This window comes from Pantoea sp. MBD-2R, from assembly GCF_039134845.1.
Classification (GTDB): domain Bacteria; phylum Pseudomonadota; class Gammaproteobacteria; order Enterobacterales; family Enterobacteriaceae; genus Erwinia.
Map to the genome: position 1 here is coordinate 1,989,870 of NZ_CP152417.1, position 25,216 is coordinate 2,015,085.

25 protein-coding genes are annotated in these 25,216 nt (G+C 54.7%); 8 read left to right on the forward strand and 17 right to left on the reverse strand.

The window, feature by feature from the left end:
- Positions 1–3 precede the first annotated feature (3 nt).
- Positions 4–771, forward strand: a complete 768-nt coding sequence (locus AAGQ96_RS09335; RefSeq protein WP_342755335.1) for a hypothetical protein — start codon at positions 4–6, stop codon at positions 769–771.
- A gap of 43 nt (positions 772–814) precedes the next feature.
- On the opposite strand, the gene catA is transcribed toward AAGQ96_RS09335, so the two are convergent.
- From catA to AAGQ96_RS09370, 7 genes are read right to left on the reverse strand one after another with little or no spacing between them, the layout of a single operon-like run.
- Positions 815–1,741 (reverse strand): catechol 1,2-dioxygenase, encoded by a 927-nt coding sequence (catA, locus tag AAGQ96_RS09340; protein WP_342755336.1) that lies wholly within the window; start codon positions 1,739–1,741, stop codon positions 815–817.
- 34 nt (positions 1,742–1,775) lie between these two features.
- The gene (gene catC / locus AAGQ96_RS09345) at positions 1,776–2,066 is read right to left on the reverse strand and encodes a muconolactone Delta-isomerase (RefSeq protein WP_147197421.1); all 291 of its coding nucleotides are present in this window, start codon (positions 2,064–2,066) and stop codon (positions 1,776–1,778) included.
- A gap of 8 nt (positions 2,067–2,074) precedes the next feature.
- Positions 2,075–3,193 (reverse strand): muconate cycloisomerase family protein, encoded by a 1,119-nt coding sequence (locus tag AAGQ96_RS09350; RefSeq protein ID WP_342755337.1) that lies wholly within the window; start codon positions 3,191–3,193, stop codon positions 2,075–2,077.
- On the reverse strand, positions 3,177–3,956 hold the full coding sequence (pcaD, locus tag AAGQ96_RS09355; RefSeq protein WP_342755338.1) for a 3-oxoadipate enol-lactonase: 780 nt from the start codon (positions 3,954–3,956) through the stop codon (positions 3,177–3,179). Before pcaD ends, AAGQ96_RS09350 begins: the two co-directional genes overlap by 17 nt.
- Positions 3,957–3,966: 10 nt before the next feature.
- The gene (gene pcaF, locus AAGQ96_RS09360; RefSeq protein WP_342755339.1) at positions 3,967–5,172 is read right to left on the reverse strand and encodes a 3-oxoadipyl-CoA thiolase; all 1,206 of its coding nucleotides are present in this window, start codon (positions 5,170–5,172) and stop codon (positions 3,967–3,969) included.
- Positions 5,165–5,830 carry a 3-oxoacid CoA-transferase subunit B gene (locus tag AAGQ96_RS09365; RefSeq protein WP_342755340.1) on the reverse strand — a complete coding sequence of 222 codons (666 nt, stop codon included), beginning with the start codon at positions 5,828–5,830 and terminating at the stop codon, positions 5,165–5,167. Before AAGQ96_RS09365 ends, pcaF begins: the two co-directional genes overlap by 8 nt.
- A 9-nt stretch (positions 5,831–5,839) precedes the next feature.
- Positions 5,840–6,526, reverse strand: coding sequence for a 3-oxoacid CoA-transferase subunit A (locus AAGQ96_RS09370; RefSeq protein WP_147197431.1), 687 nt, complete (start codon positions 6,524–6,526; stop codon positions 5,840–5,842).
- Positions 6,527–6,752: 226 nt separating this feature from the next.
- Here AAGQ96_RS09370 and AAGQ96_RS09375 point away from each other — a divergent pair, with 226 nt between their 5' ends.
- Positions 6,753–7,580 (forward strand): IclR family transcriptional regulator C-terminal domain-containing protein, encoded by an 828-nt coding sequence (locus tag AAGQ96_RS09375; RefSeq protein WP_342755341.1) that lies wholly within the window; start codon positions 6,753–6,755, stop codon positions 7,578–7,580.
- 114 nt (positions 7,581–7,694) lie between these two features.
- On the opposite strand, the gene tssD is transcribed toward AAGQ96_RS09375, so the two are convergent.
- From tssD to ydgT, 10 genes are all read right to left on the reverse strand, one after another.
- A complete protein-coding gene (gene tssD / locus AAGQ96_RS09380) occupies positions 7,695–8,174 on the reverse strand; it encodes a type VI secretion system tube protein TssD (protein ID WP_147197435.1) in 480 nt (159 codons plus the stop codon).
- 228 nt (positions 8,175–8,402) lie between these two features.
- Positions 8,403–9,092, reverse strand: coding sequence for a hypothetical protein (locus AAGQ96_RS09385; RefSeq protein WP_342755342.1), 690 nt, complete (start codon positions 9,090–9,092; stop codon positions 8,403–8,405).
- A 414-nt stretch (positions 9,093–9,506) separates the two neighbouring features.
- A complete protein-coding gene (gene nth / locus AAGQ96_RS09390; protein ID WP_147197439.1) occupies positions 9,507–10,139 on the reverse strand; it encodes an endonuclease III in 633 nt (210 codons plus the stop codon).
- Entirely contained in the window at positions 10,136–10,831 is a 696-nt protein-coding gene (locus tag AAGQ96_RS09395) for an electron transport complex subunit E (RefSeq protein WP_147197441.1), read from the reverse strand. Before AAGQ96_RS09395 ends, nth begins: the two co-directional genes overlap by 4 nt.
- Complete coding sequence (gene rsxG / locus AAGQ96_RS09400; RefSeq protein WP_147197443.1) at positions 10,824–11,453, reverse strand: electron transport complex subunit RsxG; 630 nt, start codon at positions 11,451–11,453, stop codon at positions 10,824–10,826. The genes AAGQ96_RS09395 and rsxG overlap by 8 nt, the downstream gene beginning before the upstream one ends.
- Positions 11,453–12,514 carry an electron transport complex subunit RsxD gene (rsxD, locus tag AAGQ96_RS09405; RefSeq protein WP_147197446.1) on the reverse strand — a complete coding sequence of 354 codons (1,062 nt, stop codon included), beginning with the start codon at positions 12,512–12,514 and terminating at the stop codon, positions 11,453–11,455. Before rsxD ends, rsxG begins: the two co-directional genes overlap by 1 nt.
- On the reverse strand, positions 12,515–15,172 hold the full coding sequence (gene rsxC, locus AAGQ96_RS09410) for an electron transport complex subunit RsxC (RefSeq protein ID WP_342755343.1): 2,658 nt from the start codon (positions 15,170–15,172) through the stop codon (positions 12,515–12,517).
- Entirely contained in the window at positions 15,165–15,740 is a 576-nt protein-coding gene (rsxB, locus tag AAGQ96_RS09415; RefSeq protein ID WP_147197450.1) for an electron transport complex subunit RsxB, read from the reverse strand. The genes rsxC and rsxB overlap by 8 nt, the downstream gene beginning before the upstream one ends.
- Complete coding sequence (rsxA, locus tag AAGQ96_RS09420) at positions 15,740–16,321, reverse strand: electron transport complex subunit RsxA (RefSeq protein ID WP_067710437.1); 582 nt, start codon at positions 16,319–16,321, stop codon at positions 15,740–15,742. The genes rsxB and rsxA overlap by 1 nt, the downstream gene beginning before the upstream one ends.
- 308 nt (positions 16,322–16,629) lie before the next feature.
- Positions 16,630–16,845 carry a transcription modulator YdgT gene (gene ydgT, locus AAGQ96_RS09425; RefSeq protein ID WP_342755345.1) on the reverse strand — a complete coding sequence of 72 codons (216 nt, stop codon included), beginning with the start codon at positions 16,843–16,845 and terminating at the stop codon, positions 16,630–16,632.
- A gap of 540 nt (positions 16,846–17,385) precedes the next feature.
- On the opposite strand from ydgT, the gene ytfQ reads away from it, so the two are divergent.
- From ytfQ to AAGQ96_RS09455, 6 genes are all read left to right on the forward strand, one after another.
- Positions 17,386–18,342 carry a galactofuranose ABC transporter, galactofuranose-binding protein YtfQ gene (ytfQ, locus tag AAGQ96_RS09430; protein ID WP_342755346.1) on the forward strand — a complete coding sequence of 319 codons (957 nt, stop codon included), beginning with the start codon at positions 17,386–17,388 and terminating at the stop codon, positions 18,340–18,342.
- A gap of 46 nt (positions 18,343–18,388) precedes the next feature.
- Entirely contained in the window at positions 18,389–19,918 is a 1,530-nt protein-coding gene (gene ytfR / locus AAGQ96_RS09435) for a galactofuranose ABC transporter, ATP-binding protein YtfR (protein WP_342755347.1), read from the forward strand.
- The gene (gene ytfT / locus AAGQ96_RS09440) at positions 19,911–20,921 is read left to right on the forward strand and encodes a galactofuranose ABC transporter, ATP-binding protein YtfT (RefSeq protein WP_147197458.1); all 1,011 of its coding nucleotides are present in this window, start codon (positions 19,911–19,913) and stop codon (positions 20,919–20,921) included. The genes ytfR and ytfT overlap by 8 nt, the downstream gene beginning before the upstream one ends.
- Positions 20,914–21,897 carry a galactofuranose ABC transporter, permease protein YjfF gene (gene yjfF / locus AAGQ96_RS09445; protein ID WP_342755348.1) on the forward strand — a complete coding sequence of 328 codons (984 nt, stop codon included), beginning with the start codon at positions 20,914–20,916 and terminating at the stop codon, positions 21,895–21,897. Before ytfT ends, yjfF begins: the two co-directional genes overlap by 8 nt.
- Before the next feature lie 292 nt (positions 21,898–22,189).
- Entirely contained in the window at positions 22,190–23,419 is a 1,230-nt protein-coding gene (locus tag AAGQ96_RS09450) for an anaerobic sulfatase maturase (RefSeq protein WP_342755349.1), read from the forward strand.
- A gap of 93 nt (positions 23,420–23,512) precedes the next feature.
- Positions 23,513–25,192: a sulfatase gene (locus tag AAGQ96_RS09455; protein ID WP_342755350.1), complete on the forward strand. Its 1,680-nt coding sequence runs from the start codon at positions 23,513–23,515 to the stop codon at positions 25,190–25,192.
- Positions 25,193–25,216 lie beyond the last annotated feature (24 nt).

Consider the following 25,216-nt stretch of genomic DNA (forward strand, 5'->3'; position numbering starts at 1 on the left):
GCAATGGGTCCTCTGGTCATTATGATCGTCCTCGTATGCGGGGTCTGGTATACAGAAAACCATTATCAGTCCCGCATCCGGCAGGCCAGAAGTAACGGCTGGGCTTCTTATTTTTACGTAGCAATGCACGGCTGCAGGTTTGCCATTCTGGGATTTGGGTTCGTTTTAGTTCTTTTTTTGTTGCTGCTGTTAATCACGCTGCTTATAAATTTGTTTGGATTGATATGGCCGGATATCCACGTTGATCTTTTTTCGTGGCTAACCGAAATCAAGATCATGTCATATCCTGTTTTTTTTTATTTTTCTTTAGGCACCGCCGGTCTTTTTGCCTGGTTCGCGGGAAATAATGCCAAAAAAGAAATTGAAGATGAAAAGAAGCGCCTTGCTGCCTATCGCGAAGTGGCTGCGCAGGATGGCATTGAAGCGCTATTAGTTCAGGCGATCGATGAAGATAAACTTATTTTCGTTACGCTAAAATCCAGAAAAGTCTACATTGGCTATGTTGCAGCGCCGCGAATTGAACATACGCATACACAGCATCTGGCCATCATTCCTTATATTAGTGGCTACCGTGATAAAGATACGCTTCGATATTACGAACAACACCGTTACTACGAGCTTTATCTCAGTGAAAATATTACGCCACGTTCTGAACCGCTTAATTTACAGCATTTCCGACATGTTATTCCTATGGATCAGGTTGAAGCCGTTTCGCTCTTTGATGTAAAGACCTATAAAATGTTCGATAGCTTTTCTGAAAAATCTCAATAATCGGGCATTTCCCTGCTGCCCGATTGCGCGTTAAAAACCGAACTCACCCCAGTACGCGTTCGCGTTTAATTTTTTCCTGTTCACGGCTCTCTTTGCTCGGCACCAGCTGGAAATCAAACTTCACCTCAGTGTGCGGCGACGGCATATCCCGCTCTCGGGCCAGGGCCTTATCGGTGACGCTAACCGGATCGGCAATCAGCTCTTCGCGCGTGGCAAAGGCAAAATCGTCCCACAGCCACAGATCGCCATTCAGATTGATCTGCGTGGTCAGATGCTTGCAGCCGGGCGCGGAGACAAAAAAGTGAATATGCGCCGGGCGATTACCGTGACGGCCAAGCTGATTCAGCAACGCCTGAGTAGGGCCATCAGGCGGGCAGCCGTAGCCGGAAGGCAGGATACTTCTGACCGCATAGCAGCCATCCGCGCCGGTTTTAATGCGGCGGCGCAGGTTATATTCGCTCTGCGACCGGTCAAAGAAAGAGTAATTTCCCAGCGTGTTAGCATGCCAGATATCGACAACGGCACCGGCTACCGGGTTGCCCTGCGGATCCGTTACCCGGCCATAAAGCCACATGGGTTCTCCTTCGTCCGTACCGTCATCCATACGCGTATACCCTTCCGCCAGCGGCGCATTAGCGACATACAGCGGTCCTTCAATAGTGCGCGGCGTGCCGCCGGCGGTGCCTTCGGCCTCCGCTTTAGCATCCGCGCGCATATCAAGAAAGTGTTCCAGTCCCAGCCCCGCCGCCAGCAGCGCCACCTCCTTACGTTCCCCAAGAACGTTGAGATAGTTCACCGCCTGCCAGAACTCTTCATCGGTGACATCAAATTTGTCGATGGTGCGGCACACGTCGCCCAGTAGCTGAGTCAGGATTGCTTTAAAACGGTCATCGCCGCTGTCTGTCGTAATGCCACAGCTGATGGCCAGCAGCTTTTCCAGCTCTAGAGGGTTAATCAGGGTCTGAGACATGGCGTCTTCCTCTTTGTAGGGTAGCTATTATTATTTACTGGTCATCATCTCTTATTGAGGAAGGATGGCGACACAGAGGCTGAATTTTCATCGTCATATAAGGATATAAAGGCAGACCGGTCAGGATTTCATGTAGCTCGTCGTTATTTTCGACGTCAAAGATACTGACGTTTTCATACAGGCCGGCAAGGCGCCAGATATGACGCCATTTCCCCGACTGCTGTAATTTCTGCGCATAGGCTTTCTCCTGCGCTTTTAATTCGCTGGCACGATCTGGCGATAGCGTCGCGGGAATATTTACCGTCATTTCTACTTTAAATAGCATGTTGTTCCTCACTGTTTACGGGTGTAGTGCCGAAGTTTGTCTTCATCAATTTCAATGCCCAGGCCCGGGCCTTGTGGCAATTTCACCTGACCGTTCTGATAATCCAGCGGTGTCGTTACGATGTCATCTTTTAACAGCAGCGGACCGAACATCTCGGTGCCGCTGCGCATTTGTAGCGTAGACCAGGCATGCAGCGAAGCCACCGTACCCAGCGTGCCTTCCAGCATGGTACCGCCATAGAGCGAAATACCTGCCGACTGGGCCACGTGAGCCAGCTTAATCACCTGCGCCGGGCCGCCAGCCTTGGCGATCTTCAGCGCGAAAGCGCCGGTAAAGCCGCCGCTTGCCAGCGCAAAAGCAGCATGGCTGTCGGTGACGGCTTCGTCGGCCAGGATCGTCACCGGCATGCGCTGGCTGAGCGCAATAAGATTGTGGCGTTCCTGCAACGCCAGCGGCTGTTCGATCATGCTGATACCGCCGTCGTGCAGCTGAGGTATAGCTTTCAGTGCGGTGGTCATATCCCAGGCCTGATTGACATCAACATGTACCGGAACGTCGTCACCCAACGCGGCTTTGATCGCCAGCGCATGCGCCACATCGGTTTCCAGCGGCTGCGCGCCAATTTTCAGCTTGAAAGCGCGATGACGACCTTCCGCCAACAGGCGATGTCCCTCATCAATATCTCTTTCCGTGCTGCCGCTCGCCAGCGTCCAGAGCACCGGTAACCGTTCACTCAGCGCGCCGCCGAGCAGGCTGCTGACCGGCAGCTTGTGCGCCTTGCCCAGCGCATCAAGAAAGGCAGTTTCCAGCGCCGATTTGGCAAAGGTGTTGCCTTTCACGCTGGTATTCATGGTTTCAGCCAGCGATTCGACGCCGCTGAAGGTTTTTTGGCAAAGCAGCGGCGACAGATAGCCATCAATGGCGGATTTGATCGCCTCAGGGCTTTCAGGACCGTAGCTCAATCCGCCAATGGTCGTCGCCTCGCCCCAGCCGGTAATACCGCCTGCGCAGGTCATTTTAACAATGGTCAGCGTCTGGCAGCCCATGGTTACCATCGACAGCTTGTGCGGACGAACCGTGGGAATATCCACCAGCCAGCAGGAAAGGGCTTCAATCGTTAAGGCCATGAATCGCTCCGGAAGTCAGGTAAGTCAGTACCTGTTGGCTGAATTCAGCCGCACAGGCGACGTTAGAAAGATGAGAGGCGGGCAGGGTACAGCAGGTTGCCGCCGGGGCACGTTCCTGAATCCACCGCGCATCGTTCAGGGTGGTAACGGGATCGGCCTGACCGGCGATCAGCAGCATCGGCCGCGTCATGTTTGCGACTTCCGTGCGCAAATCGGCTGCGGCCAGCACCTCGCAGCAGGCGGCATACCCTTCAGGCGAGAGCAGCTTCATTTCTGCAATCAGCGAAGCGACAACGTCGGGATGAGCGTCAATGAACGCATCGGTGAACCAGCGCTGCGCCGAGCCTTCAGCCACCGTCTTCATGCCTGCCTGACGCACGCTTTCGGCCCGGCTCAGCCACGCTTCTGCTGTGCCAATTTTGGCGGCGCTGTTGGCTATCACAAAACGGTTAAAGCGCGTGGGTGCGTATCGGTTAAGCCATAAACCGGTCAGCCCGCCGAGTGAAATACCGCAGAAATGCGCGCGTTCAATCTCCAAACGATCAAGCAAAGCAATCACATCATTGCTCAACGTCTCCAGCGTTATTTTACCGTCACCGGGGGAGGCGTTGCCATGCCCACGCGTGTTGTAGCGCAGAACGCGAAACGCCTGCGTAAACCAGGGCAGCTGCGCATCCCACATCTTCCAGCTGGTGCCGAGAGAGTTCGACAGTATCAGGACGGGAGCCGCCTCTGGCCCATCCAGTCGGTATTCGCTGTCCATATTTCGCTCCTTAGACGCGTTCCACAATCATCGCGATGCCCTGGCCGACGCCAATGCACATCGTGCAAAGCGCGTAACGACCCTGACTGTTTTGCAGCTGGTGTACGGCATTCATCACCAGGCGCGCGCCAGATGCGCCAAGTGGATGTCCCAGCGCAATCGCGCCGCCGTTAGGGTTGACCCATTCGGCATCGTCCGGTAAGCCCAGCGCCCTTGTTACGCTCAGCGCCTGGGCAGCAAAGGCTTCGTTCAGTTCGATGACGTCCATCTGTTGCAGCGACAGCCCGCTTTTATGCAGCACGCGTTCCACGGCACCGACCGGGCCAAAGCCCATTACGCTGGGGGCAATGCCGCTGGTGGCGCTGGCCACCACACGCGCGAACGGCCGTAACGCGTGGCGACGCACCGCCGCTTCACTGGCAACAAACATGGCGCAGGCACCGTCATTTAAGCCTGATGCATTTCCTGCCGTTACGCTACCATCGCTGTCCACAACGGGCTTCAGGCGGCTTAACTGCGCAAGCGTGGTGGCGCGGGGATATTCATCCTGCTGAAAGCATACGGGCTGCTCGTTTTTTTTCGCCGGGAGCGTGACGGCGACAAGCTGCGGCTGATAAAACCCCTTTTCCTGCGCGGCGGCGGTGCGCTGCTGGCTTCTGAGCGCAAAAGCATCCTGATCGGCACGGCTGATATGATACTGACGCGCCAGATTTTCTGCCGTTTGCGGCATCGATTCCACGCCGTAACGCGCTTTCATCTCGGGATTGACGAAACGCCAGCCCATAGTGGTATCTTCAATCTGCTGCTGGCGGCTGAAAGCCGAACCGGCTTTGCCCATCACGTAGGGGGCGCGCGACATGCTTTCGACGCCGCCCGCAATCATCAGATCGCACTCGCCGCTTTTAATCGCCCGCGCTGCCACAGCCACCGCGTCCAGGCTCGATCCGCACAGGCGATTCAGCGTGCAGCCGGGTACGCTAACCGGCAGTCCCGCCAGTAATAGCGCCATACGTGCCACGTTACGGTTATCCTCGCCGGCCTGATTGGCGCAGCCGAGTAGCACATCATCAATGGCTTCCGCGTCCAGCTGCGGCGCAAGCTTAAGCAGCTGCGCAAGAGGAAGGGCGGCCAGATCGTCGGCACGTATTGTTGCCAGGCTGCCATTGAGACGGCCAAATGGGGTGCGGGTTGATTGACAAATAAACGCCTCAGACATGCGTCACTTCCTCCTCAGCCAGCGCAAATTGCAGGGCAACCGGGGTGATTTCCTGCAAATAATCCGCCGTAATGTCACCCAGCAGCTCAATGACCACTACGCCTGCGGGCGTAATATCCATTACCGCCATATCCGTGTAGAGGCGATCGATACACTGCATACCCGTTAGCGGATAGCGACAGGTTTCGACCAGCTTGCACTGACCTTTTTTGGTCAGATGGGTGGTCATAACCCAGACTTTTTTTGCCCCGATAGCCAGATCCATCGCGCCGCCCACGGCCGGAATGGCATCCGCTTCGCCGGTGCTCCAGTTAGCCAGGTCACCCTGTTCTGAGACCTGGTAAGCGCCCAGCACGCAGATATCCAGGTGGCCGCCACGCATCATTGCAAACGAATCACCATGGTGAAAAAAGCAGCCGCCGGGCAACAGCGTCACCGGCTGTTTTCCGGCATTAATCAGTTCAGGATCGACGGGATCTTCAGCGGGCGAGGGCCCCATACCTAAAATACCGTTTTCACTGTGCAGGAAAATCTCTTTTTCCGCAGGCAGGTAGTCCGCGATCATCGTGGGCAGGCCGATGCCTAAGTTAACGTATGCACCGTCGGGAATATCACGGGCAATACGTTGCGCAAGCTGCTGGTGATGTAAACCTTTCATCGTTTCTCCTCAGGCGCTCAGCCGGATTTCCTGCGTGGGGATCTCTACCAGACGCTGCACAAAAATACCTGGCGTCACCACGGTTTCGGGATCGATCTCGCCCAGGGCAACCACTTCGCTTACCTGAGCCAGCGTGCAGTTGCTCGCGGCGGCCATAATCGGGCCAAAGTTGCGGCCAGTTTGGTTAAAGATCAGGTTGCCCCAGCGATCGCCTCTGAGCGCTTTGATCAACGCAAAGTCGGCCTTTAGCGGCATCTCCAGCACGTAATGACGGCCCTCGAATTCGCGGACCTCTTTCCCTTCGGCCAGTTGCGTACCGTAGCCGGTCGGGGTATACACCGCGCCTAACCCTGAGCCGCCCGCCTGGATCCGTGCCACCAGGTTGCCCTGCGGCACCAGCTCCAGCTCAATTTTTTTCTCGCGGTAAAGCTGGTCAAATACCCATGAATCGCTCTGGCGCGGAAAGGAACAGATGATTTTGCGCACGCAGCCAGCGGCCAGCAGGGCAGCCAGGCCGTAGTCGCCGTTTCCGGCATTGTTGCTGATCACGGTCAGATTGCGTGGACGATGACGGATTAAGGCATCCAGCAGTTCAGCGGGCTGACCGGCCGGGCCGAAGCCGCCAATCATCAGTACGGCACCATCAGCGATATCCGCCACGGCTTCATCCGTTGAGCTAAGCACTTTATTAATCATTACGGGAGAGTCCTTTTAAACATGACCTGATGAAAAATTAGGGCAACAAATGACCCGCAACAAGTGCGAATATCAGTATTTCGTGCGATTATCGAAGCAAAACCGATTCTGCCGTGGGATTTGTGATGGTTGTTGCAAAACTGTTAACTCGCAGGCAGGGGGGCAGGAAAAGATAAAAAAATACTGTTAACTCAGGATATAAAACGCGACCGCGAGGGACAGGAGTATGGCAGAGAGCAATAATGACAGTGAACTTCAGCACGTGCAGGAAATCAGCGAGCTGGCAAACGCGCGCTATAAGGGCGATCCTAACTTTATGACCTCGCTGGCGCGCGGACTAACCGTATTGCAGGCATTCACACCGGAACACGCATCGATGACGGTGCCGCAGCTGGCAGAAAATACCGGGTTACATCGTGCCGTCGTACGACGTTGCCTTTACACCCTCAATGCCCTGGGCTTTGTCTGGTCATCCGACAGTCGGCATTATCAGCTGCTGCCGCGCGTGCTGACGATTGGTCATGCGTGGCTGCACTCTTCAAACCTGGCGCGGCAGGCGCAAACCGCGCTTGAGTATCTTAGCATGCAGCTTGATGAGTCCTGTTCGGTCGCGACGCTGGATGGCGATGCGATCCTTTATATCGCCCGGGCATCCAAAAAACGCATTATGAAAATCGATCTGGATCGCGGCAGCCGTTTACCGGCTTACGCAACCTCAATGGGCATGGTGCTGCTTGCTGAACTGACGGAAGAGGAACTGGCTGGCTACTTCGCGCGGGTAAAACTTGACGCGCTGACGGATTTCACCCTGACCGATGAGCAGGCGCTGCGGATGCAGCTGAAAAAAGTGAAGCAGCAGGGTTATGCCATTAACGACCAGCAGCTGGAACTGGGGCTTCGTTCGCTGGCGGTGCCGATGTATTCCCGCAAAGGTGGGGTGGTCGCAGCGATGAATGTCGGGACGCATGCCGCGGAGGTTTCGTTAACGGATTTACATGACAGGTTCCTGCCGAGATTGCAGCGTGCGGCAATGGAACTGGCGCTGCTGTTATAGCGTAAGCGCCGCGGGTTAAGCCGGGCATTTTTTCTTCTCGTTAAAGATAGTATTTTCCAGCCTGTGATTTTTTAGTGTCGGAGGAGGCATTTGCCTCCTCTGGATCCACTGTTATCAGGCACAACAACGATCGTTCCATGAATCACGATAGATAATATTTCCTTCCGTATACTTCCAGGTGATCGCCTCATAGCGCAATTCGAGCGTTTCAAGATGCGTACTACTCATACCGTTAGGAGACAGGTAGGGTGCAACCGTCGTGAATTTGATGTTTTCCAGAATGATATTGAAATACTCGGCCTCGATGCCTGATTCCAGAATACGGTACATCTTGATTGTCGCCTTCTTCATGGTTCGACCTTCGCAGACGGCGCGGTACAGGAGTGGTGTTGTCCGATCAAATTCCTTCACTATCGTGACAGGGCGGTGAACGCGCGTACCAGTCAGTTTTCCCCAGCTCGGATCAACCGGAATAGTGACAGCATGGGAGAATGATTTTAACTCGACAGAGCCCAGCCGCTGTGGCATTAGACAACTGCCAACAATCGGAGAACCGTTCTCATCTTCAAGCCATAAATGTGCGGGTGTAGACATGTAATTTCCTTATCAGTGGGGTTAGACTAGTGTTAGTCATACAGTTTTTTATCCATCAAAAACAAAAGACCATAATTATGAAAAATAGAGGCACAGGCCAGACAGGTCCATCAGGGAATAATTGGAAAAAGACGACTGAAAACAAAAATGTAAGTACAGCAGGTCCATAATAAGAAACTAATGAACTAAATATTCGCCTAAAAATTCTTAAAATAAGATTCATCATATCTACCGAATCATCCTGGTGATAATTTCGGCGATACCTTCATCAGATGTCCACTGAGCTTTAAACGCCTCAGCACGTTCAAATAATGGTTCAACTAAAAAGTACATCATTTCCAATTCTTGCGCATACAGTGCAGAGTAGTAAGCAGGATAGGTTAAGTGAAGACGGTGTGCGCTATCTGCTGCTTTCTGGACGATGCCATATAGACCTGCGCCTACCAGGAATTTTGTAGCCCTGGCTCCAACTAAGGCACTCATATCAACACTCAGATTCATGCCGACGGCGACAGATGATGCTGCTGCTAAAGCAAAACCTGCTTTTGTCAGTGAACTGGCGGCAATATGAATGTTGACCATCATGAGAATTTGTTTGATATTTTCCAATTGATCGGAGGTCTTATATTTAAATATTTCTTCGAAATATATTTCAAGCATGTCACAGACGATGTTTCCATGCTGTATAAGCCGATAAATTGCTCTGGAAAATCTGATATCCTCGGTCTTTTGCTGTTGGCAGACGTCCTGATATTCATCCGTAAAACAGGATGTGTAATACAGCGCACGCGTAACACCTGCACCTATCATTTCAATCTGATTTGATACTGTTTTTTCAACGCCCTTTAATGCATGTTCAAACTTTAATGCAAGAATGTTATTGGCCTGCAAATAACTGATAACTTCATTGTTGTACATAGCTGCTCCTTGCTAGTTTTCATTAAATGCCGTTGGTTATTTTTACACTCGGAAAAGCGTCCGGTAAACAGTCGGGTCACAGATACTGGCACTCAGGGGCATTTTTACCGCACGAGCCTGAAGGGTATCACTGTTTTTTAGTGCCCTCATAGCGATCCGGATACGGACATTATTTCCGGGGGCAGGATGACAACTCGCGGTTAAGCAACAGGCAAAAGCGAACGGCTGGGGGTTTTGAACAGTGCCGGGCAGGAAACGTTGTAGAGGCTGTCTGATTGGATGATGCACAGCGGCTGGACTATCCTGCTGTAGATGGAACCGCACTGGCGCTGGCCTGGCGTCGACAGGACTCCCAGACCACCTTTTTTGATTTAATAATTTTAATTGAGCAGGGAGCCGGTCTGCCGTTGAAAATCAGTCCGTTTTCTCGCCATATTCGCACAGATCTTCAATCAAACAGGAGCCACAGCGCGGCTTGCGGGCGATGCAGGTGTAGCGGCCATGCAGGATAAACCAGTGATGGCAGTCGACCTTAAACTCTTTGGGAACGACTTTGATCAGCTTCTCTTCCACCTGTTCAACGTTTTTGCCGGGCGCAAATTTGGTGCGGTTACAGACGCGGAAAATATGCGTATCAACAGCAATCGTCGGCCAGCCGAAGGCGGTATTTAGCACCACGTTAGCGGTTTTTCGCCCGACGCCAGGCAAGGCTTCCAGCGCTTCGCGGTTTTCCGGCACTTCGCCGCCGTGCTGCTCCAGCAAAATGCGGCAGGTTTTGATCACGTTCTCGGCTTTACTGTTAAACAGACCGATAGTCTTGATGTACGTTTTTACGCCGTCCACGCCCAGCGCCAGAATGGCCGCGGGCGTATTCGCTACCGGATAAAGCTTTGCGGTGGCTTTATTAACGCTGACGTCCGTGGCCTGTGCGGAAAGCAGCACGGCGATCAGCAGTTCAAACGGGGTAGAGAACACCAGCTCCGTGGTGGGATGCGGGTTGTTATCCCGCAGTCGACTTAAAATTTGCTGACGCTTGTCCTTATTCACGCGGCACTCGCTTTCCCTTCCGGCACGGCGGCCTGCTGCGCCTTACGGGCTGCACGCGCTTTCATCTTGTTATCAATCAGGTATTTGGCGGCCAGCAGCATGCCCAGACCAATAAACGCGCCCGGCGGCAGCATCGCCAGCAGCATCGGCGAATCGAAATGAACGACCTGCACGCGCAGTACTTTCGCCCACGGGCCGAGCAGCTGATCGGCACCGTTAAAAATGGTGCCGTTACCGATAATTTCACGGATCGATCCCAGCACCACCATCACGCTGGTTGCCCCTAAACCAATTGCCATGCCGTCCAGCGCCGAGAGCGGCACGCTGCTGCGCGAAGCGACCGCTTCAGCACGACCGACCACAATACAGTTAGTCACGATCAGCGGAATAAAAATCCCTAACGACTGATACAGGCCGTAAGCGTAGGCGTTAATCAGCATCTGCACGCAGCTCACCACGGCAGCGATAATCATCACATAGATCGGAATACGGATATCGGCAGGCACCCAGCGGCGCGAGGCGGAAATGGCGCTGTTAGTACAGGTCAGCACCAGCGTTGTCGCCAGTCCCAGCCCGAGCGCATTGGTTGAGGTGGACGTGACCGCCAGTAATGGGCAGAGGCCCAGCAGCTGTACCAGCGCCGAGTTGTTTTTCCACAGCCCGCCGATCAGCAGGGTTTTAGCTTCACTCATTGGAGTCTCCACAGGTTGGCAGCGAGGCGAGTTGCCCCGGCAACGTTTCAACAAACAGCGTAGCGCGTTTTGTCGCGTTCACGACCGCGCGTGGTGTAATCGTTGCGCCGGTAAACTGATCGAAATCACCGCCGTCTTTTTTTACAGCGAAGTGCTGGTCATCTTTACCGTGCAGCTGAACGCCATTAAAGCTGTTGATCCAGTTGGAAATACGCAGCTCTATTTTGTCGCCGAGGCCTGGCGTTTCATGGTGTTCAACCACGCGCACACCCAGCACTTTACCGTTAAAATCTGCGCCGACAATCATCTGAATTGCGCCAGAATAGCCGTCCGGCGCGGTTGTCTCAAGCGCCACGGCCACCGGTTTATCATCTTTACGTGCCAGATAGAGGTGATGACCGCCGTTGCCGAGCGCCGGGTTGCTGACCAGATAACACTCCTGCTGAATGTGGTTATTGTACAGCTCCGGCGGCACAACCTGATCGAGCAGAATTTTTTGCTGCACCACGGTCTGGTGCTCAATGGTCGGTTTGGTCACGGCATTAATCACCGCCGTCAGTCCGGTGGTCACGGCAGCAAACAGCGCCAGCGTGACGCCGTTTTTACGAATCGCATCCAGCATCACTTCTCCTTACGATGGCCGTAAACGCGCGGCTGAGTATAGTAATCAATCAGCGGCACGGTAATGTTTGCCAGCAGTACGGCAAAGGCCACGCCGTCCGGATAACCACCATAGCTGCGAATTAGCCAGACCAGCAGGCCAATCAGTACGCCATACAGCAGACGACCTTTATTGGTGGTTGAGGCCGTTACCGGATCGGTAGCGATAAAGAACGCGCCAAGCATGGTTGCGCCGGAGAACAGGTGTACCACCGGTGAGACCAGGCCCTGAGGCGAGAGCAGCCAGCCCAGCGTTGAGAACACCGCCAGCGACAGCAGGATGCTGACGGGAATATGCCAGCGGATGCTGCGAGTCATCAGCAGGAACAGGCCGCCGACCAGGTAGCCAATGTTGACCCACTGCCAGCCGAGGCCGGCAATGACGCCGCTGTAAATCGGCTCGGCCAGCAGCTGCTCTGCGCTGTGGCCCGCGCGAAGACCGGTTTTAAAAGTATCCAGCGGCGTAGCCTGACTGACGCCGTCGACGCCAATTTGCAGCTGCTGCATGGTATGACCGTCCAGCGTCAGGCCGTGGAAAATCATGCTCAACGTATCAGCAAAGCCAGGCGTCACGGCCTGGAGCGCGTCCGGCGGCAGCCAGCTGGTCATCTGTACCGGGAAGGAGATCAGCAGCACCACATAGCCGACCATCGCCGGGTTGAACGGGTTCTGGCCCAGCCCGCCGTAAAGCTGCTTGGAGATTACCACGGCAAAAACGGTACCGATAACGATAACCCACCAGGGGGCAAGCGGGGGGATGCTGATCCCCAGCAGCAAAGCCGTCAGCAGGGCAGAGTTATCGCCCAGCGTCTTGGCTAACGGCTGTTTACGCAGCTTAAGGATAGCGGCTTCGGCACCAATACCTGCGGCGGCGGCAATCACGACCTGGATCAGCGTGCCCCAGCCGAAAAAGTACCATTGGGCCGCCAGGCCCGGCAGGCAGGCAAGCAGAACCAGCAGCATAATAGTGCCGGTGCTGCGGCGGTTATGAGTGTAGGGCGAACTAGCGATGCGAAAAGCCATTTAATCCTCTTGCGTAGAATGCTGCGCTTTGCGCGCTTTAACGCGAGCGATGGCCGCCGCCACTGCTGCTTTGCGGGGATCGACAACCGCCGATCCTTCATGATCTTCTTCAGTCGGCGTCGCGTCGGCTGTTGCAGCGCTTGCTGCCGCCGGCGCCGCTTCAGCATTTCCCGCCGCCTGAGCGGCTTTCTTTGCTTTGGCACGGGCGATAGCGGCCTCGACGGCGGCTTTGCGTTTATCAACCGGCGCGTCGGTTTCCGCTGGTGCTTCAGCTATTACAGCGTTTGCTGCTGTCGGCGTCGCTTCAGCTGTTGCAGCGCTTGCTGCTACCGGCGCCGCTTCAGCATCTGCCGCCGCCTGAGCGTCTTTCTTCGCTTTGGCACGGGCGATAGCGGCCTCGAAGGCGGCTTTGCGTTTATCAACCGGCGCGTCGGTTTCGGCTGGTGCTTCGGCTATTACAGCGTTTGCTGCTGTCGGCGTCGCGTCGGCTGTTGCAGCACTTGCTGCTACCGGAGCCGCTTCCGCATCTGCCGCCGCCTGAGCGGCTTTCTTCGCTTTGGCACGGGCGATAGCGGCTTCGACGGCGGCTTTGCGTTTATCAACCGGCGCGTCGGTCTGAGCTGCTACCGGAGCCGTTTCAGCCACAGCATTTCCCGCCGCCTGAGCGGCTTTCTTTGCTTTGGCACGGGCGATAGCGGCCTCAACGGCGGCTTTGCGTTTATCAACCGGCGCGTCGGTTTCGGCTGGTGCTTCAGCCGGTCTCGCGTCGGCTGTTGCAGCGCTTGCTGCCGCCGGCGCCGCTTCAGCATCTGCCGCCGCCTGAGCGGCTTTCTTCGCTTTGGCACGGGCGATAGCGGCCTCAACGGCGGCTTTGCGCGGATCAACCGGCGCGTCGGTCTGAGCTGTTTCAGCCTGAGGAGCCACGTCGGTCGCTGAGGCCACATCACTACCGGCCGCCTGAGCGCTTTTCTTCGCTTTGGCGCGGGCGATAGCCGCTTCAACAGCCGCTTTACGCGGATCGCCAGCCTGACGCGTCGCCGGTTCTGTCTCAGACTGTGTTTCCGCCTGATGTGCACGCGCAGTCGCTTTACGGGCATCCCGCTGCGCAAGCGCAACGTTGTCATTGCTCTCCTGCTTCGCCTGTGCCTGTTTCGCCTTCACGCGCTCCAGCGCCGCATCGATTTCGCCTTTATCATCCTTACTGACGGTGCGTTTAGCCTGCTGATGGCGGGCTTCACGCGCCAGTTTTTCGCGCTCAAGACGAGCCTGACGCGCTTCAAAACGGGCTTTAGCTTGCGCCGTCCGTTCGGCTTCCAGATCGATAGCGCGAATTTCCGCTTTTTCCTGACGGTAATACTGCACCAGCGGGATATTGCTTGGGCAGACGTAAGCACAGGCACCACACTCAATGCAATCGGCGATATTGTGCTCACGAGCCTTGTCGTGATCGCCGCCACGGCTATACCAGTAGAGCTGCTGCGGCAGCAGCGCCGCCGGGCAGGCATCGGCGCAGGCGCTACAGCGAATACAGGATTGTTCGTCGTCGTTGTTGCCCATTTCACTGGCGGAAGGGGCGAGAATACAGTTGGTGATTTTCACCACCGGCACGTCGAGCGTTGGTAACGTAAAGCCCATCAGCGGGCCGCCCATGATCACCATCTGGCCGGGAATCGGCGTAAAATCAGCCTGCTGCAACAGATGGCTGATTGGCGTACCAATTCGGCCCCACACGTTGCCAGGCCGCTGTACTGACTCACCGGTTAAGGTTACTACGCGCTCGGTCAGCGGCTCGCCATCGATAATGGCCCGTTTAACCGCCCAGGCTGTGCCGACGTTTTGCATCAGCACGCCTATATCGGTTGAGCGTCCGCCATGGGGCACTTCCAGCCCGGTGAGGATTTTAGTGAGCTGCTTCGCGCCGCCGGAAGGATATTTAGTGGGGATCACGCGAATTTGCATATCCAGCGCGCCGCCCAGCGCTTTTTTCAGCGCGGCAATCGCTTCCGGCTTGTTATCTTCAATGCCAATCAGCACCCGCTCGGATTGCAGCACCCACGCCAGGATGCGGCTGCCTTCAATCACTTCTGCGGCGCAGTCCTGCATTAGTCGGTCATCGGCGGTGATGTAAGGTTCACACTCAGCGGCATTGATAATCAGCGTTTTCACGCCGCGAAGGCCGCCTTTCAGCTTGGTCGCGGTCGGAAAGCCTGCACCGCCAAGACCGGCCACGCCCGCCTGATGGATCATCTCGACAAGAGTCGACCGCTCTGCCTGACGATAGTCGGCCAGCGGGCTTTTTTCGATCCAGCGATCCTCGCCATCCGGGGTGATAAAGATGCACATTTCCGCCAGCGCAGAAGGGTGTGCCGTCATATGAGGCGCAATAGCCTCAACGGTACCGGAGGTGGGCGCATGCACCGGCAGCATCCGGCCACGGCCAAAGGTCAGCGGCTGACCGCGCAGGACTTTATCGCCCGGGCTGACCAGCAGTTCACCTTCGTGACCAATATGCTGCTTGATGGGAATAATAAACCGCGCCGGCAGCGGCAGCTGACGCAGCGGCGTGCCGGTAGACTGGGTTTTCATTTCAGGGGGATGGATACCGCCTTCGAAATCCCAAAGTGGTTCTTTTTTAAGGAATTTAAACAGATTACGCATGGCTTTCCACAGAAATGACCTTGACCGGGATGCTTTGCAGATCCCACTTCCAGTTAGCGGTCGTCGTCGCTACCGGACGCATCTCAATGCAGTCGGTTGGGCAGGGAGCAACGCACAGGTCGCAGCCGGTACAGACATCGCTCAGCACCGTGTGCATCGCGCGCGTGGCGCCGACGATGGCATCGACCGGACAAGCCTGAATGCATTTGGTACAGCCGATACAGTTTTCTTCATCGATCCAGGCAACTTTGCGCTCCGGCTCGCGTGCTTCTTCATCGCCCAGCGGCTGCGGCTCAACGTTCAGCAACGCTGCCAGCTTCAGCATGGTCTGCTCGCCGCCCGGCGCGCATTTATTGATCATCTCATTATTGTTGCCGACCGCATCCGCATAGGGGCGGCAGCCAGGGTAGCCACACTGCCCACACTGGCTTTGTGGCAAAATCGCGTCGATTTGTTCAACAATCGGATCTTCTTCAACCTTAAACCGGCGCGAGGCATAGCCCAACAGGCCGCCAAACAGCAGGCCAAGCGCACTTAATACCGCTACAGCAATCCACACCGCACTCATCAGAATTTTACCAATCCGCTAAAGCCCATAAATGCCAGCGCCATCAGTCCCGCGGTGACCAGCGCAATCGACGACCCTTTAAACGGGGCGGGCACGTCGGCCAGCACCAGACGCTCACGGATACCGGCGAACAGCACCATCACCAGCGAGAAGCCAAGCGAAGCGCTAAAGCCATACAGCGCGGCCTGTAAAAACGTGTGGTTGAGATTCACGCTCAGCAGCGGAACGCCCAGCACGGCACAGTTAGTGGTGATCAACGGCAGGAAAATGCCTAACAGACGATAAAGGTCCGGGCTGGTTTTACGCACCACCATTTCGGTGAACTGCACCACAACGGCGATCACCAGGATATAGGCCATGGTGCGCAGATAGACCAGATCCAGCGGCAGCAGGATCAGGTGATTCACCAGCCATGCGCAAATCGAGGCCAGTGTGATAACGAAAGTGGTGGCGAGTCCCATGCCAATCGCGGTTTCCAGTTTTTTGGAAACGCCCATAAAGGGACAGAGGCCGAGAAACTTCACCAGAACGAAGTTATTCACCAGCACTGTGCCAATAAAAAGAAGCAGGTAGTCAGTCATGATTACGCCTGAGAAAAATAAAACGCGTTATTATCGGATATTCCAGGCTCTGCGACAACCGCAGGCCGGGGTAATCGCACTGAAGAGAAAACTTTTGCTTTTTTTTTAAGCGATGGGCAGGGCATCTTGTTTACTTAACTTCTTGAATAACAGATTAATATTTTGACTGGCGGAGGTGGCGTCAGGGGTAAAAAACGAGGAAAAATAAACAGCGCGCTGCGTCATTTAGCAACCAGCAACGCACTTACGGACAGGAATACTGACCACGGTGGGCCAACGCGTGACGCTTTCACGGTTCCAGAAACGGGTTATATCACGTAGCGCCAGACGGACTTCGGCACACAGCCAAGATCAAACAGACGACCACCTGAGGCCAGCTCGGCACGGCGGTGATCGGCAGCACGATACATGTCAATAATCTCTTTGTTATCGGTAAGAGAGTAGTTGAGGTGGTCGAAGAGTTTCTCCAGGGTATCCGGAGAACTTACTTTACGAAATTTTAACAGATAATCTTGAACTGTCATGTTTGCCGTTGAGGTCAGATATAAGAGGCTCCAAGTATATGACCCGCAAAAAAAGTGTCTATACGGTTAATGCAAAAAGAAGATAAATTCAGAATAAAGAGTAAGTCATTTCCGCATTCTTAATACCGCCATTGCCTTAATAGCGCTATTTCCGATATGAAGTCATTTTCAAAAGCAAAGAGGCGGTAAAAGTTCTGGTTAATGGCTGGCAGCATAAGATGTGCTCGCCGTCACATATTCCACAACAAACGCCGTTTTTCTGAATAAGGCGATTATGACAGAACCTGACCTGCTGCTTGTAATCGGTTTCATGAAGCCTCGCGATAACCGTTTCTCTTTTCTACAAATAATTAACAAATCATCCGCCGCTCTGCCAGGCCATTAATCCATATTATTGCCGTGCGGAATGTGCTGCGTTTTGGTAACTGCCTTTATTTGCGACGTTTTGTGAGCATTGTCGAAAATGTTTTCTGCGGCGTGGTCCAGACTTTGTCAGCATTTGACCCTACACAATAAAAAAAGTTAAGAGGAGCAGTGACCATGTGGAAGCGTTTACTTTTATCCACCTTCGTTAGCGCAAGCTTGTCGGGTGCCGCGCTGGCAGAAAACCTTACGGTTGGTTTTTCTCAGGTCGGTTCGGAGTCGGGCTGGCGCGCAGCGGAAACCAGCATGGCGAAAAGCGAGGCGAAAAAGCGTGGAATTACGCTAAAAATCGCCGACGGCCAGCAAAAACAAGAGAATCAAATCAAAGCGGTGCGATCCTTTATTGCCCAGGGCGTTGATGCCATTTTTATTGCGCCCGTAGTGCAAACCGGCTGGGAACCGGTACTTGAGGAAGCGCGGGACGCAAAAATCCCGGTTTTCCTGCTGGATCGCGCCATCGTGGTTAAAGACAAATCGCTGTATATGGCAGTGGTCACCGCCGACAACGTTTATGAAGGTAAGCTGATTGGCGACTGGCTGGTTAAAGAGCGCGCCGGTAAGCCTTGCAACATCGTTGAATTGCAGGGAACGGTAGGGGCCAGCGTGGCGATTGACCGTAAAAAAGGCTTTGCAGAAGCGATCGCCGATGCGCCTGGTCTCAAAATCATTCGTTCCCAGTCCGGCGACTTTACCCGCAGCAAAGGTAAAGAGGTGATGGAAAGCTTTATCAAGGCGGAAAACAACGGCAAAAACATCTGCATGGTTTATGCCCATAACGACGATATGGCCATCGGTGCTATTCAGGCAATTAAAGAAGCCGGGCTCAAACCGGGCAAAGATATCCTGACCGGATCTATCGATGGCGTGCCGGATATTTATAAAGCGATGCTGGCTGGCGAGGCAAATGCAAACGTCGAACTGACCCCAGATATGGCTGGCCCTGCTTTTGACGCGCTGGAGAAATTCCGCAAAGAAGGCGTTCAGCCGCCAAAAATTATCAAAACCGAATCCAGACTCTTTCTTACTGCCGATGCCCAGGCGCAACTCGATAAGAAAAAAGGCATGGGTTACTGATCCTCTCGCCGCCTGACTGCCAGGCGGCTTTTTTAGGGTATGGCGAATGGCGATCAACACCGGGGTATTCTCTTCCGCACCGCTGCTTGGCATCAGCGGCGTCAGTAAAACTTTTCCAGGCGTAAAGGCGCTGGACAATGTCTCATTTTCCGTATGCAGCGGAGAAATTATGGCGCTGCTGGGGGAAAACGGCGCCGGAAAATCCACGCTGATTAAAGTCCTGACCGGCGTGTACCAACGTGATGCCGGAAGCATTGAGCTGGCGGGTAATAAAATCAATCCGCGCAGTACGGCGGAAGCGCAAAAGGCGGGTATTGGCACCGTCTATCAGGAAGTGAATCTGCTGCCTGATATGTCGGTTGCCGATAACCTGTTTATTGGCCGTGAACCCAAACGTTTCGGCTTTATCGATCGCCGCAAGCTGGTCAGGCAGGCGAACGCCTTACTCAACAATTATGGCTTTGAGTTGGATGTGACCAGACCGCTGGGTCAATATTCAGTGGCGATGCAGCAGATTATTGCGATTTGCCGCGCCGTCGATCTTTCGGCCCAGATATTGATCCTCGACGAACCGACGGCCAGCCTGGACGCCAGCGAAGTCGAAATGCTGTTTACGCTGATGAATCAGCTAAAAGCCCGAGGTATGGGGCTGATTTTTGTCACGCATTTTCTCGATCAGGTCTACAAGGTCAGCGATCGAATCACCGTTTTACGCAACGGGCAATTCGTCGCTACGCGGGAAACCCGCGAGCTGCCGCGTCTGGAGCTGATTAAGCTGATGCTGGGACGTGAGCTGCTGGAAACCGCGCTACAGCGCGCGGGCAGCACCTTAAAAAGCAATCAGCCGGTGGTAGAATTCCAGGATTACGGCAAGAAAGGGACCATCGAACCGTTTAGCCTGAGCGTCCGTCCTGGCGAAGCGGTTGGCCTTGCCGGTCTGCTTGGCTCCGGGCGAACCGAAACCGCTGAGCTGCTGTTTGGCATTAAACGTGCCGACAGCGGCAGCGCCTTCATCAAGGGAAAAAAACGCACGATCCGCACGCCTGCTCAGGCATCCCGTCTGGGCATGGGCTTTTGCCCGGAAGATCGTAAAACCGACGGCATTATCGGTGCGGCGTCGGTGCGGGAAAATATTATTCTGGCTCTTCAGGCCCAGCGGGGCTGGCTCCGCCCGGTTAAGCGGCGTGATCAGGAACAGATAGCCGAACGCTTTATCAAAAGCCTGGGTATTCGTACGCCTCACGCAGAACAACCCGTCGAGCTGCTCTCGGGCGGCAATCAGCAGAAGGTTTTACTGTCACGCTGGCTGGTGACAAAACCGCAATTCCTGATCCTCGACGAGCCAACGCGCGGCATTGATGTCGGCGCCCACGCGGAAATCATTCGCCTGATCGAATCGCTCTGCGCCGATGGGCTGGCGCTGCTGGTGATCTCCTCAGAGCTGGAAGAGCTGGTGGGCTATGCCGATCGGGTGGTGATCCTGCGGGATCGCCAGCAGGTGGCAGAAATTTCGCTGGCCGAGCTTTCGGTGGCCGCCGTGGTTAACGCAATTGCGGCTGGGGGGACATATGCTTGAGACTCATCTCACATCGGAAAAAAGGCCAAAGCGTTTTCCACGAGGAATGCCGCAAATTGCGGCGCTGATCCTGGTGCTGCTCGCCGACAGCCTGGTGACGCACAACTTCTTTGCTATTCATCTTCAGGATGGCCGTCTTTTTGGCAGCCCCATCGATATTCTTAACCGTGCCGCGCCCGTTGCGCTACTGGCCATCGGCATGACGCTGGTGATTGCGACCGGCGGCATTGATTTGTCGGTCGGGGCGGTGATGGCGATTGCGGGCGCAACGGCGGCGACGCTGACGGTAGCCGGACACAGCCTGAGCATCATCGTGCTTGCCACGCTGGGCGTGGGGATTCTTTGTGGCGTATGGAACGGCGTGCTGGTGGCGTTACTGAAAATCCAGCCGTTTGTGGCCACGCTGATCCTGATGGTGGCCGGACGAGGCGTCGCACAGCTGATCACCCAGGGGCAAATTGTGACCTTTGACAGCGAAGCGCTTGCGCGGCTTGGCAGCGGCACGCTGTGGCTACTGCCGATACCGCTCTGGATAACGCTGATGCTGGCGCTGCTGGTCTGGCTGCTGGTGCGCAAAACGGCGCTGGGTATGTTTATTGAAGCCACGGGCATCAACCTGCGGGCGGCGCGAAATGCCGGGGTAAACGGCTCGGCTATTGTGATGAGCACCTATATTATCAGCGGCTTTTGTGCGGCGGTGGCCGGGCTGATCGTCACCGCGGATATTCGCGGGGCGGATGCCAACAACGCCGGTCTGTGGCTGGAACTGGACGCGATTCTGGCGGTAGTAATTGGCGGCGCGTCGCTAATGGGCGGACGCTTCAACCTGCTGCTGTCGTTAACCGGCGCGCTGATTATTCAGGCAATGAACACGGGTATCTTACTTTCCGGTTTTCCGCCTGAGCTGAATCAGGTGGTAAAAGCCGTTGTCGTCATGGCCGTGCTGCTGATCCAGGCTCCGGGCTTTATCAACCTGTTCAGGCGAGGGCGCCCACGTGTTTAAACGTCATCTGCCATTAACCATTACACTGCTGGTGTTTGTCGCGGGCTATCTGTTCTGCCTGAGCCAGTATCCTGGATTTGCCTCCACGCGGGTTATTGCCAACATTCTGACCGATAACGCGTTTCTCGGTATTATCGCCGTCGGCATGACGTTTGTGATCCTCTCCGGCGGTATCGATTTATCGGTCGGCTCGGTGATCGCTTTTACCGGCGTGTTTCTGGCTCGGGCGATAGGCGATTTCCATCTCGATCCCTGGCTGGCGTTTGCCCTGGTGCTGGTCATGGGGTCCGCTTTTGGCGCGCTGATGGGCTGGCTGATCGATGCGCTGAAAATTCCGGCGTTTATCATCACGTTAGCGGGGATGTTTTTTCTGCGCGGCAGCAGCTACCTGGTGGCGGAAAGTTCGATTCCGATCGATCATCCGCTTTACACGACGCTGTCCGGCATGGCATGGAAAATTCCCGGCGGCGGCCGTCTCAGCCTGCTGGCCGTGATTATGCTGCTTGTGGTTGTGGTGGGCATTGTGCTGGCACACCGCACCCGCTTTGGCAATCAGGTCTATGCCGTTGGCGGTAATGCCACCTCGGCACAGCTTATGGGGATCTCCACGCGCAGCACGACGGTGCGCGTCTATATGCTGTCCTCCATGCTGGCGACGCTGGCCGGCATCGTCTTCTCAATCTATACCTCTGCAGGCCATGCCCTGGCAGGCATGGGCGTGGAACTGGACGCGATTGCCTCGGTAGTGATTGGCGGAACGCTGCTTTCTGGTGGGGTTGGCACCGTGCTGGGCACGCTGTTTGGCGTGCTGATTCAGGGATTAATCCAAACCTGGATCAACTTTGACGGCACGCTCAGCTCCTGGTGGACAAAAATCGCTATTGGCATATTGCTGTTTGCTTTCATTGCGCTACAGCGGCTGCTAACGGTGATATGGGAGCGGCAGCAAAATGCACCGGTGAAGCGGCTCACCTGAAGTTTTACTTATGCGAGCGCGTTTCCATACGGGATGGCAATTACGAAAAAGTGAAAATTTTAGCGTGACTGGTCTCACATTCAGAAATTAACGGCGTTGTCAGGGGAACACGAAGCGGAGTAGTGTCCCCCGACACAGGGCGTAACTGTAATGCAGGCGAAACCTGAGAAAGCGACATGCAGAGTAATGCTGTCGCTTTCTCAGGTTTTTTTTCGCTCAAAAAAGGGACCACCGGGAAAAGCCGCATCGGATAGCGGTTTCCGGCAACGCATATGACCACCAGGGAGGTGTGATGAAGGCGCAACGGCAGAATTTTCAGCTTATCGCTAAGCCATCGGGTTCGCTCTGCAATCTCCATTGCGATTACTGCTTCTATCTTGAAAAAGCGCAGCTCTATCCACAGGGTCAGCACCACGGGAAAATGAACGGCGCAACCCTCGAAAACTTTATCCGGCAGCACATCGACGCACAGCAGGCCGACGTGGTCGACTTTATCTGGCAGGGGGGAGAACCCACCCTGCTGGGCCTCGATTTTTTTCGCGAAGCCGTGCGGCTTCAGCAGCACTATCGCCACGGCAAAACCATCAACAATTTTTTTCAGACCAACGGTATTCGCCTGAACGATGCGTGGGCGCTGTTTTTTAAAACGCATCGGTTTTTGGTGGGAATCTCGCTGGATGGCGACAAGGCCAGCCACGATTTATACCGAAAAACGCGGGCCGGAGACGGCACTTTTGACGCTGTTATGACCGGACTGGCGGCGTTAAAGCGCCATCATGTCGAGTTTAATACGCTTACCGTCATTAACGCTGACAACGTTAAAAAGCCGCTGGAGATTTACCATTTTCTCAAGCGCGCTGGCAGCCGTTATCAGCAATACATCCCGCTGGTAGAGCGGCAGAGCACACAGCCGGATGCCGATGGCATGACGCTGATCCAGCCCGATTTCAGCGGTCAGTGTCGGGTCACACCCTGGTCAACCCCCACCAAAGCCTGGGGGCGCTTTCTGAATACGCTGTTTGACCACTGGATACAGCATGATTTCGGCTCGGTGTTTGTGATGAATTTTGAGCAGACGCTGGCGAGCCTGACCGGCCTGCCTGGCATCTGCGTACACAGTGAAACCTGCGGCGGCAATCTGGTGCTGGAAGCCAACGGTGATGTTTACGCCTGCGATCACTTTGTCTGGCCTGAATACAAACTCGGCAATATCAATCAGAACACGCTGGCCTCCCTGGTGAATAGCGCAAATCAGGAGGCGTTCGGCCAGCGAAAGCTCAACAATCTCAGTACAGACTGTCTGAAATGCAGCGTACGGGCGCAGTGTCATGGCGGCTGTCCGAAGCACCGTTTTCTGTTGGCTGGCGACGGCAGGGCCAACAAAAATTATTTCTGTGACGGTCTGTTCCTGCATCTGCACCATTGTCTGCCCGTCATGCGCGAATTATTGCCGCTGATGCATCAGCAGCTTTCCGCCCGGCGCATCAGGAAGATCATGAAAAAATATTATCAGGGAGGGTAACGACATCATAACAAGCAGCGGTCTTTACATTGCTTCGCCATCCTTTAATAACGGCACGCCCAGCGGAACGGGCGTCAGAAAGAGAGGTCGACTATGAAAAACAGATTAACGATGCTGGCGCTCTGTTGCAGCGTGACGGGCGGAGCAGCCTGGGCGCAGGGAAGCGTCAATGCAGCCCCTTTAGCGCCAACGCAAAACAAGCCGAATATTGTTTATATCCTTCTCGACGATCAGCGCTATGACGCCTTCGGCTTTATCAATCCGAGAATTACCACGCCGCACATGGATGAGATCGCCCGTAACGGCACCTGGTTTAAAAACGCGTTTGTCACCACCTCACTCAGTTCGCCAAGCCGGGCCAGCATTCTGACGGGCATGTATGTCCATAATCATGGCGTTTCCGATAATAATCCGTCTGATTTATCGCGCCTGCATTATTTCCCCGAAAAGCTGCGGGATGCAGGTTATCAGACCGCCTTCTTCGGCAAGTGGCATTTTGGCGGTGCCGATAAAACGGCGAAAGCCGGCTTTGCCGGATTTGACCGCTGGGTTGGGCTGCTGGGGCAGGGCGATTACTATCCGATCAATATGTTTGGTGAACAGGCCATGTTAAATATTGACGGCAGGCTCACGCCGCAAAAAGGCTATATCACCGATGAGCTGACCGATTATGCCCTCGACTGGCTGAATCAGACCGACAAAAACAAGCCTTTTATGATCTACCTGTCGCACAAAGGCGTGCATGCAGATTTTTATCCTGCGGTGCGGGATAAAGGCAAACTCGCCAGCGTTAATTTCCCGCTGCCTGACACCTGGGCCGATACCGACGCAAACTATGCCGGAAAGCCGATGTGGGTGCGCAACCAGCGTAACAGCTGGCATGGGGTGGATTATCCTTACAATAAAAAAATGGATTTGCAGCAGTTTCAGCGCGACTACTACGAGACGCTGATCGGCGTTGATAATAGCGTCGGAAAGGTTCATGCATGGCTGAAGCAGCGCGGGCTGGATAAAAACACCATCATTATGGTCATGGGTGATAACGGCTTTATGTTTGGCGAACATGGTTTAATTGATAAACGAGCCGCCTATGAAGAGTCAATGCGCGTGCCGCTGATTGCCTCGGGGCCGGGCTTCGCTAAAGGCCAGGTGGTAGAGGATGTGGTTGCCAATATCGATATCGCGCCAACCTTACTTGATGCGGCGGGCATTGCCAAACCGAAGAACTATGATGGTGAAAGTTTCCTCGGGCTGGGTACGCAGCGCAAAAACATGCCGCCGAGAAAAGACTACTTCGTGTATGAATATTTTTGGGAATACAACTTCCCGTACACCCCGACCACGTTAGCTATTCGCACGCCGGAGTTTAAATACATTCAGTATTACGGCGTGTGGGATAAAGAGGAATTGTACAATATTGCGAAAGATCCGCAGGAGAAAAACAACCTGATTGACGCCACCGATAAAAAGACGATTGATACCAAAATTGCACTGAGGAAAAAGCTATTTGAGAGCCTGAAGGATCATAACGGGGCGAACATTATTCCTTATAACGAAAGAAATAGTCAGGGCATGGTTTTCCGCCATCAGCCGGAAGGTAAAAAGCTGGCCGATTTTCCTGCCGAATGGCTCAGGGGCAACAATCCGCGTGATAAATACAGCGGCGTCATTCCGGATGAGTATCACAAAGAGCAGGCCAGTGAAAAGGTCTTTGCTTCCTTTGAAAAAACCGAGAGGCTGGTTGCAGAGATGCTAAAACAACGGCAGGAATAGCAGGCCCCAGACAGCGCACGTCAG

Coding starts and splice junctions, on each gene's coding strand:
- AAGQ96_RS09335 (WP_342755335.1), top strand. CDS start 4: ATGGGTCCTCTGGTCATTATGATCGTCCTCGTATGCGGGGTCTGGTAT.
- catA (WP_342755336.1), bottom strand. CDS start 1,741: ATGTCTCAGACCCTGATTAACCCTCTAGAGCTGGAAAAGCTGCTGGCC.
- catC (WP_147197421.1), bottom strand. CDS start 2,066: ATGCTATTTAAAGTAGAAATGACGGTAAATATTCCCGCGACGCTATCG.
- AAGQ96_RS09350 (WP_342755337.1), bottom strand. CDS start 3,193: ATGGCCTTAACGATTGAAGCCCTTTCCTGCTGGCTGGTGGATATTCCC.
- pcaD (WP_342755338.1), bottom strand. CDS start 3,956: ATGGACAGCGAATACCGACTGGATGGGCCAGAGGCGGCTCCCGTCCTG.
- pcaF (WP_342755339.1), bottom strand. CDS start 5,172: ATGTCTGAGGCGTTTATTTGTCAATCAACCCGCACCCCATTTGGCCGT.
- AAGQ96_RS09365 (WP_342755340.1), bottom strand. CDS start 5,830: ATGAAAGGTTTACATCACCAGCAGCTTGCGCAACGTATTGCCCGTGAT.
- AAGQ96_RS09370 (WP_147197431.1), bottom strand. CDS start 6,526: ATGATTAATAAAGTGCTTAGCTCAACGGATGAAGCCGTGGCGGATATC.
- AAGQ96_RS09375 (WP_342755341.1), top strand. CDS start 6,753: ATGGCAGAGAGCAATAATGACAGTGAACTTCAGCACGTGCAGGAAATC.
- tssD (WP_147197435.1), bottom strand. CDS start 8,174: ATGTCTACACCCGCACATTTATGGCTTGAAGATGAGAACGGTTCTCCG.
- AAGQ96_RS09385 (WP_342755342.1), bottom strand. CDS start 9,092: ATGTACAACAATGAAGTTATCAGTTATTTGCAGGCCAATAACATTCTT.
- AAGQ96_RS09395 (WP_147197441.1), bottom strand. CDS start 10,831: ATGAGTGAAGCTAAAACCCTGCTGATCGGCGGGCTGTGGAAAAACAAC.
- rsxG (WP_147197443.1), bottom strand. CDS start 11,453: ATGCTGGATGCGATTCGTAAAAACGGCGTCACGCTGGCGCTGTTTGCT.
- rsxD (WP_147197446.1), bottom strand. CDS start 12,514: ATGGCTTTTCGCATCGCTAGTTCGCCCTACACTCATAACCGCCGCAGC.
- rsxC (WP_342755343.1), bottom strand. CDS start 15,172: ATGCGTAATCTGTTTAAATTCCTTAAAAAAGAACCACTTTGGGATTTC.
- rsxB (WP_147197450.1), bottom strand. CDS start 15,740: ATGAGTGCGGTGTGGATTGCTGTAGCGGTATTAAGTGCGCTTGGCCTG.
- rsxA (WP_067710437.1), bottom strand. CDS start 16,321: ATGACTGACTACCTGCTTCTTTTTATTGGCACAGTGCTGGTGAATAAC.
- ydgT (WP_342755345.1), bottom strand. CDS start 16,845: ATGACAGTTCAAGATTATCTGTTAAAATTTCGTAAAGTAAGTTCTCCG.
- ytfQ (WP_342755346.1), top strand. CDS start 17,386: ATGTGGAAGCGTTTACTTTTATCCACCTTCGTTAGCGCAAGCTTGTCG.
- ytfR (WP_342755347.1), top strand. CDS start 18,389: ATGGCGATCAACACCGGGGTATTCTCTTCCGCACCGCTGCTTGGCATC.
- ytfT (WP_147197458.1), top strand. CDS start 19,911: ATGCTTGAGACTCATCTCACATCGGAAAAAAGGCCAAAGCGTTTTCCA.
- AAGQ96_RS09450 (WP_342755349.1), top strand. CDS start 22,190: ATGAAGGCGCAACGGCAGAATTTTCAGCTTATCGCTAAGCCATCGGGT.
- AAGQ96_RS09455 (WP_342755350.1), top strand. CDS start 23,513: ATGAAAAACAGATTAACGATGCTGGCGCTCTGTTGCAGCGTGACGGGC.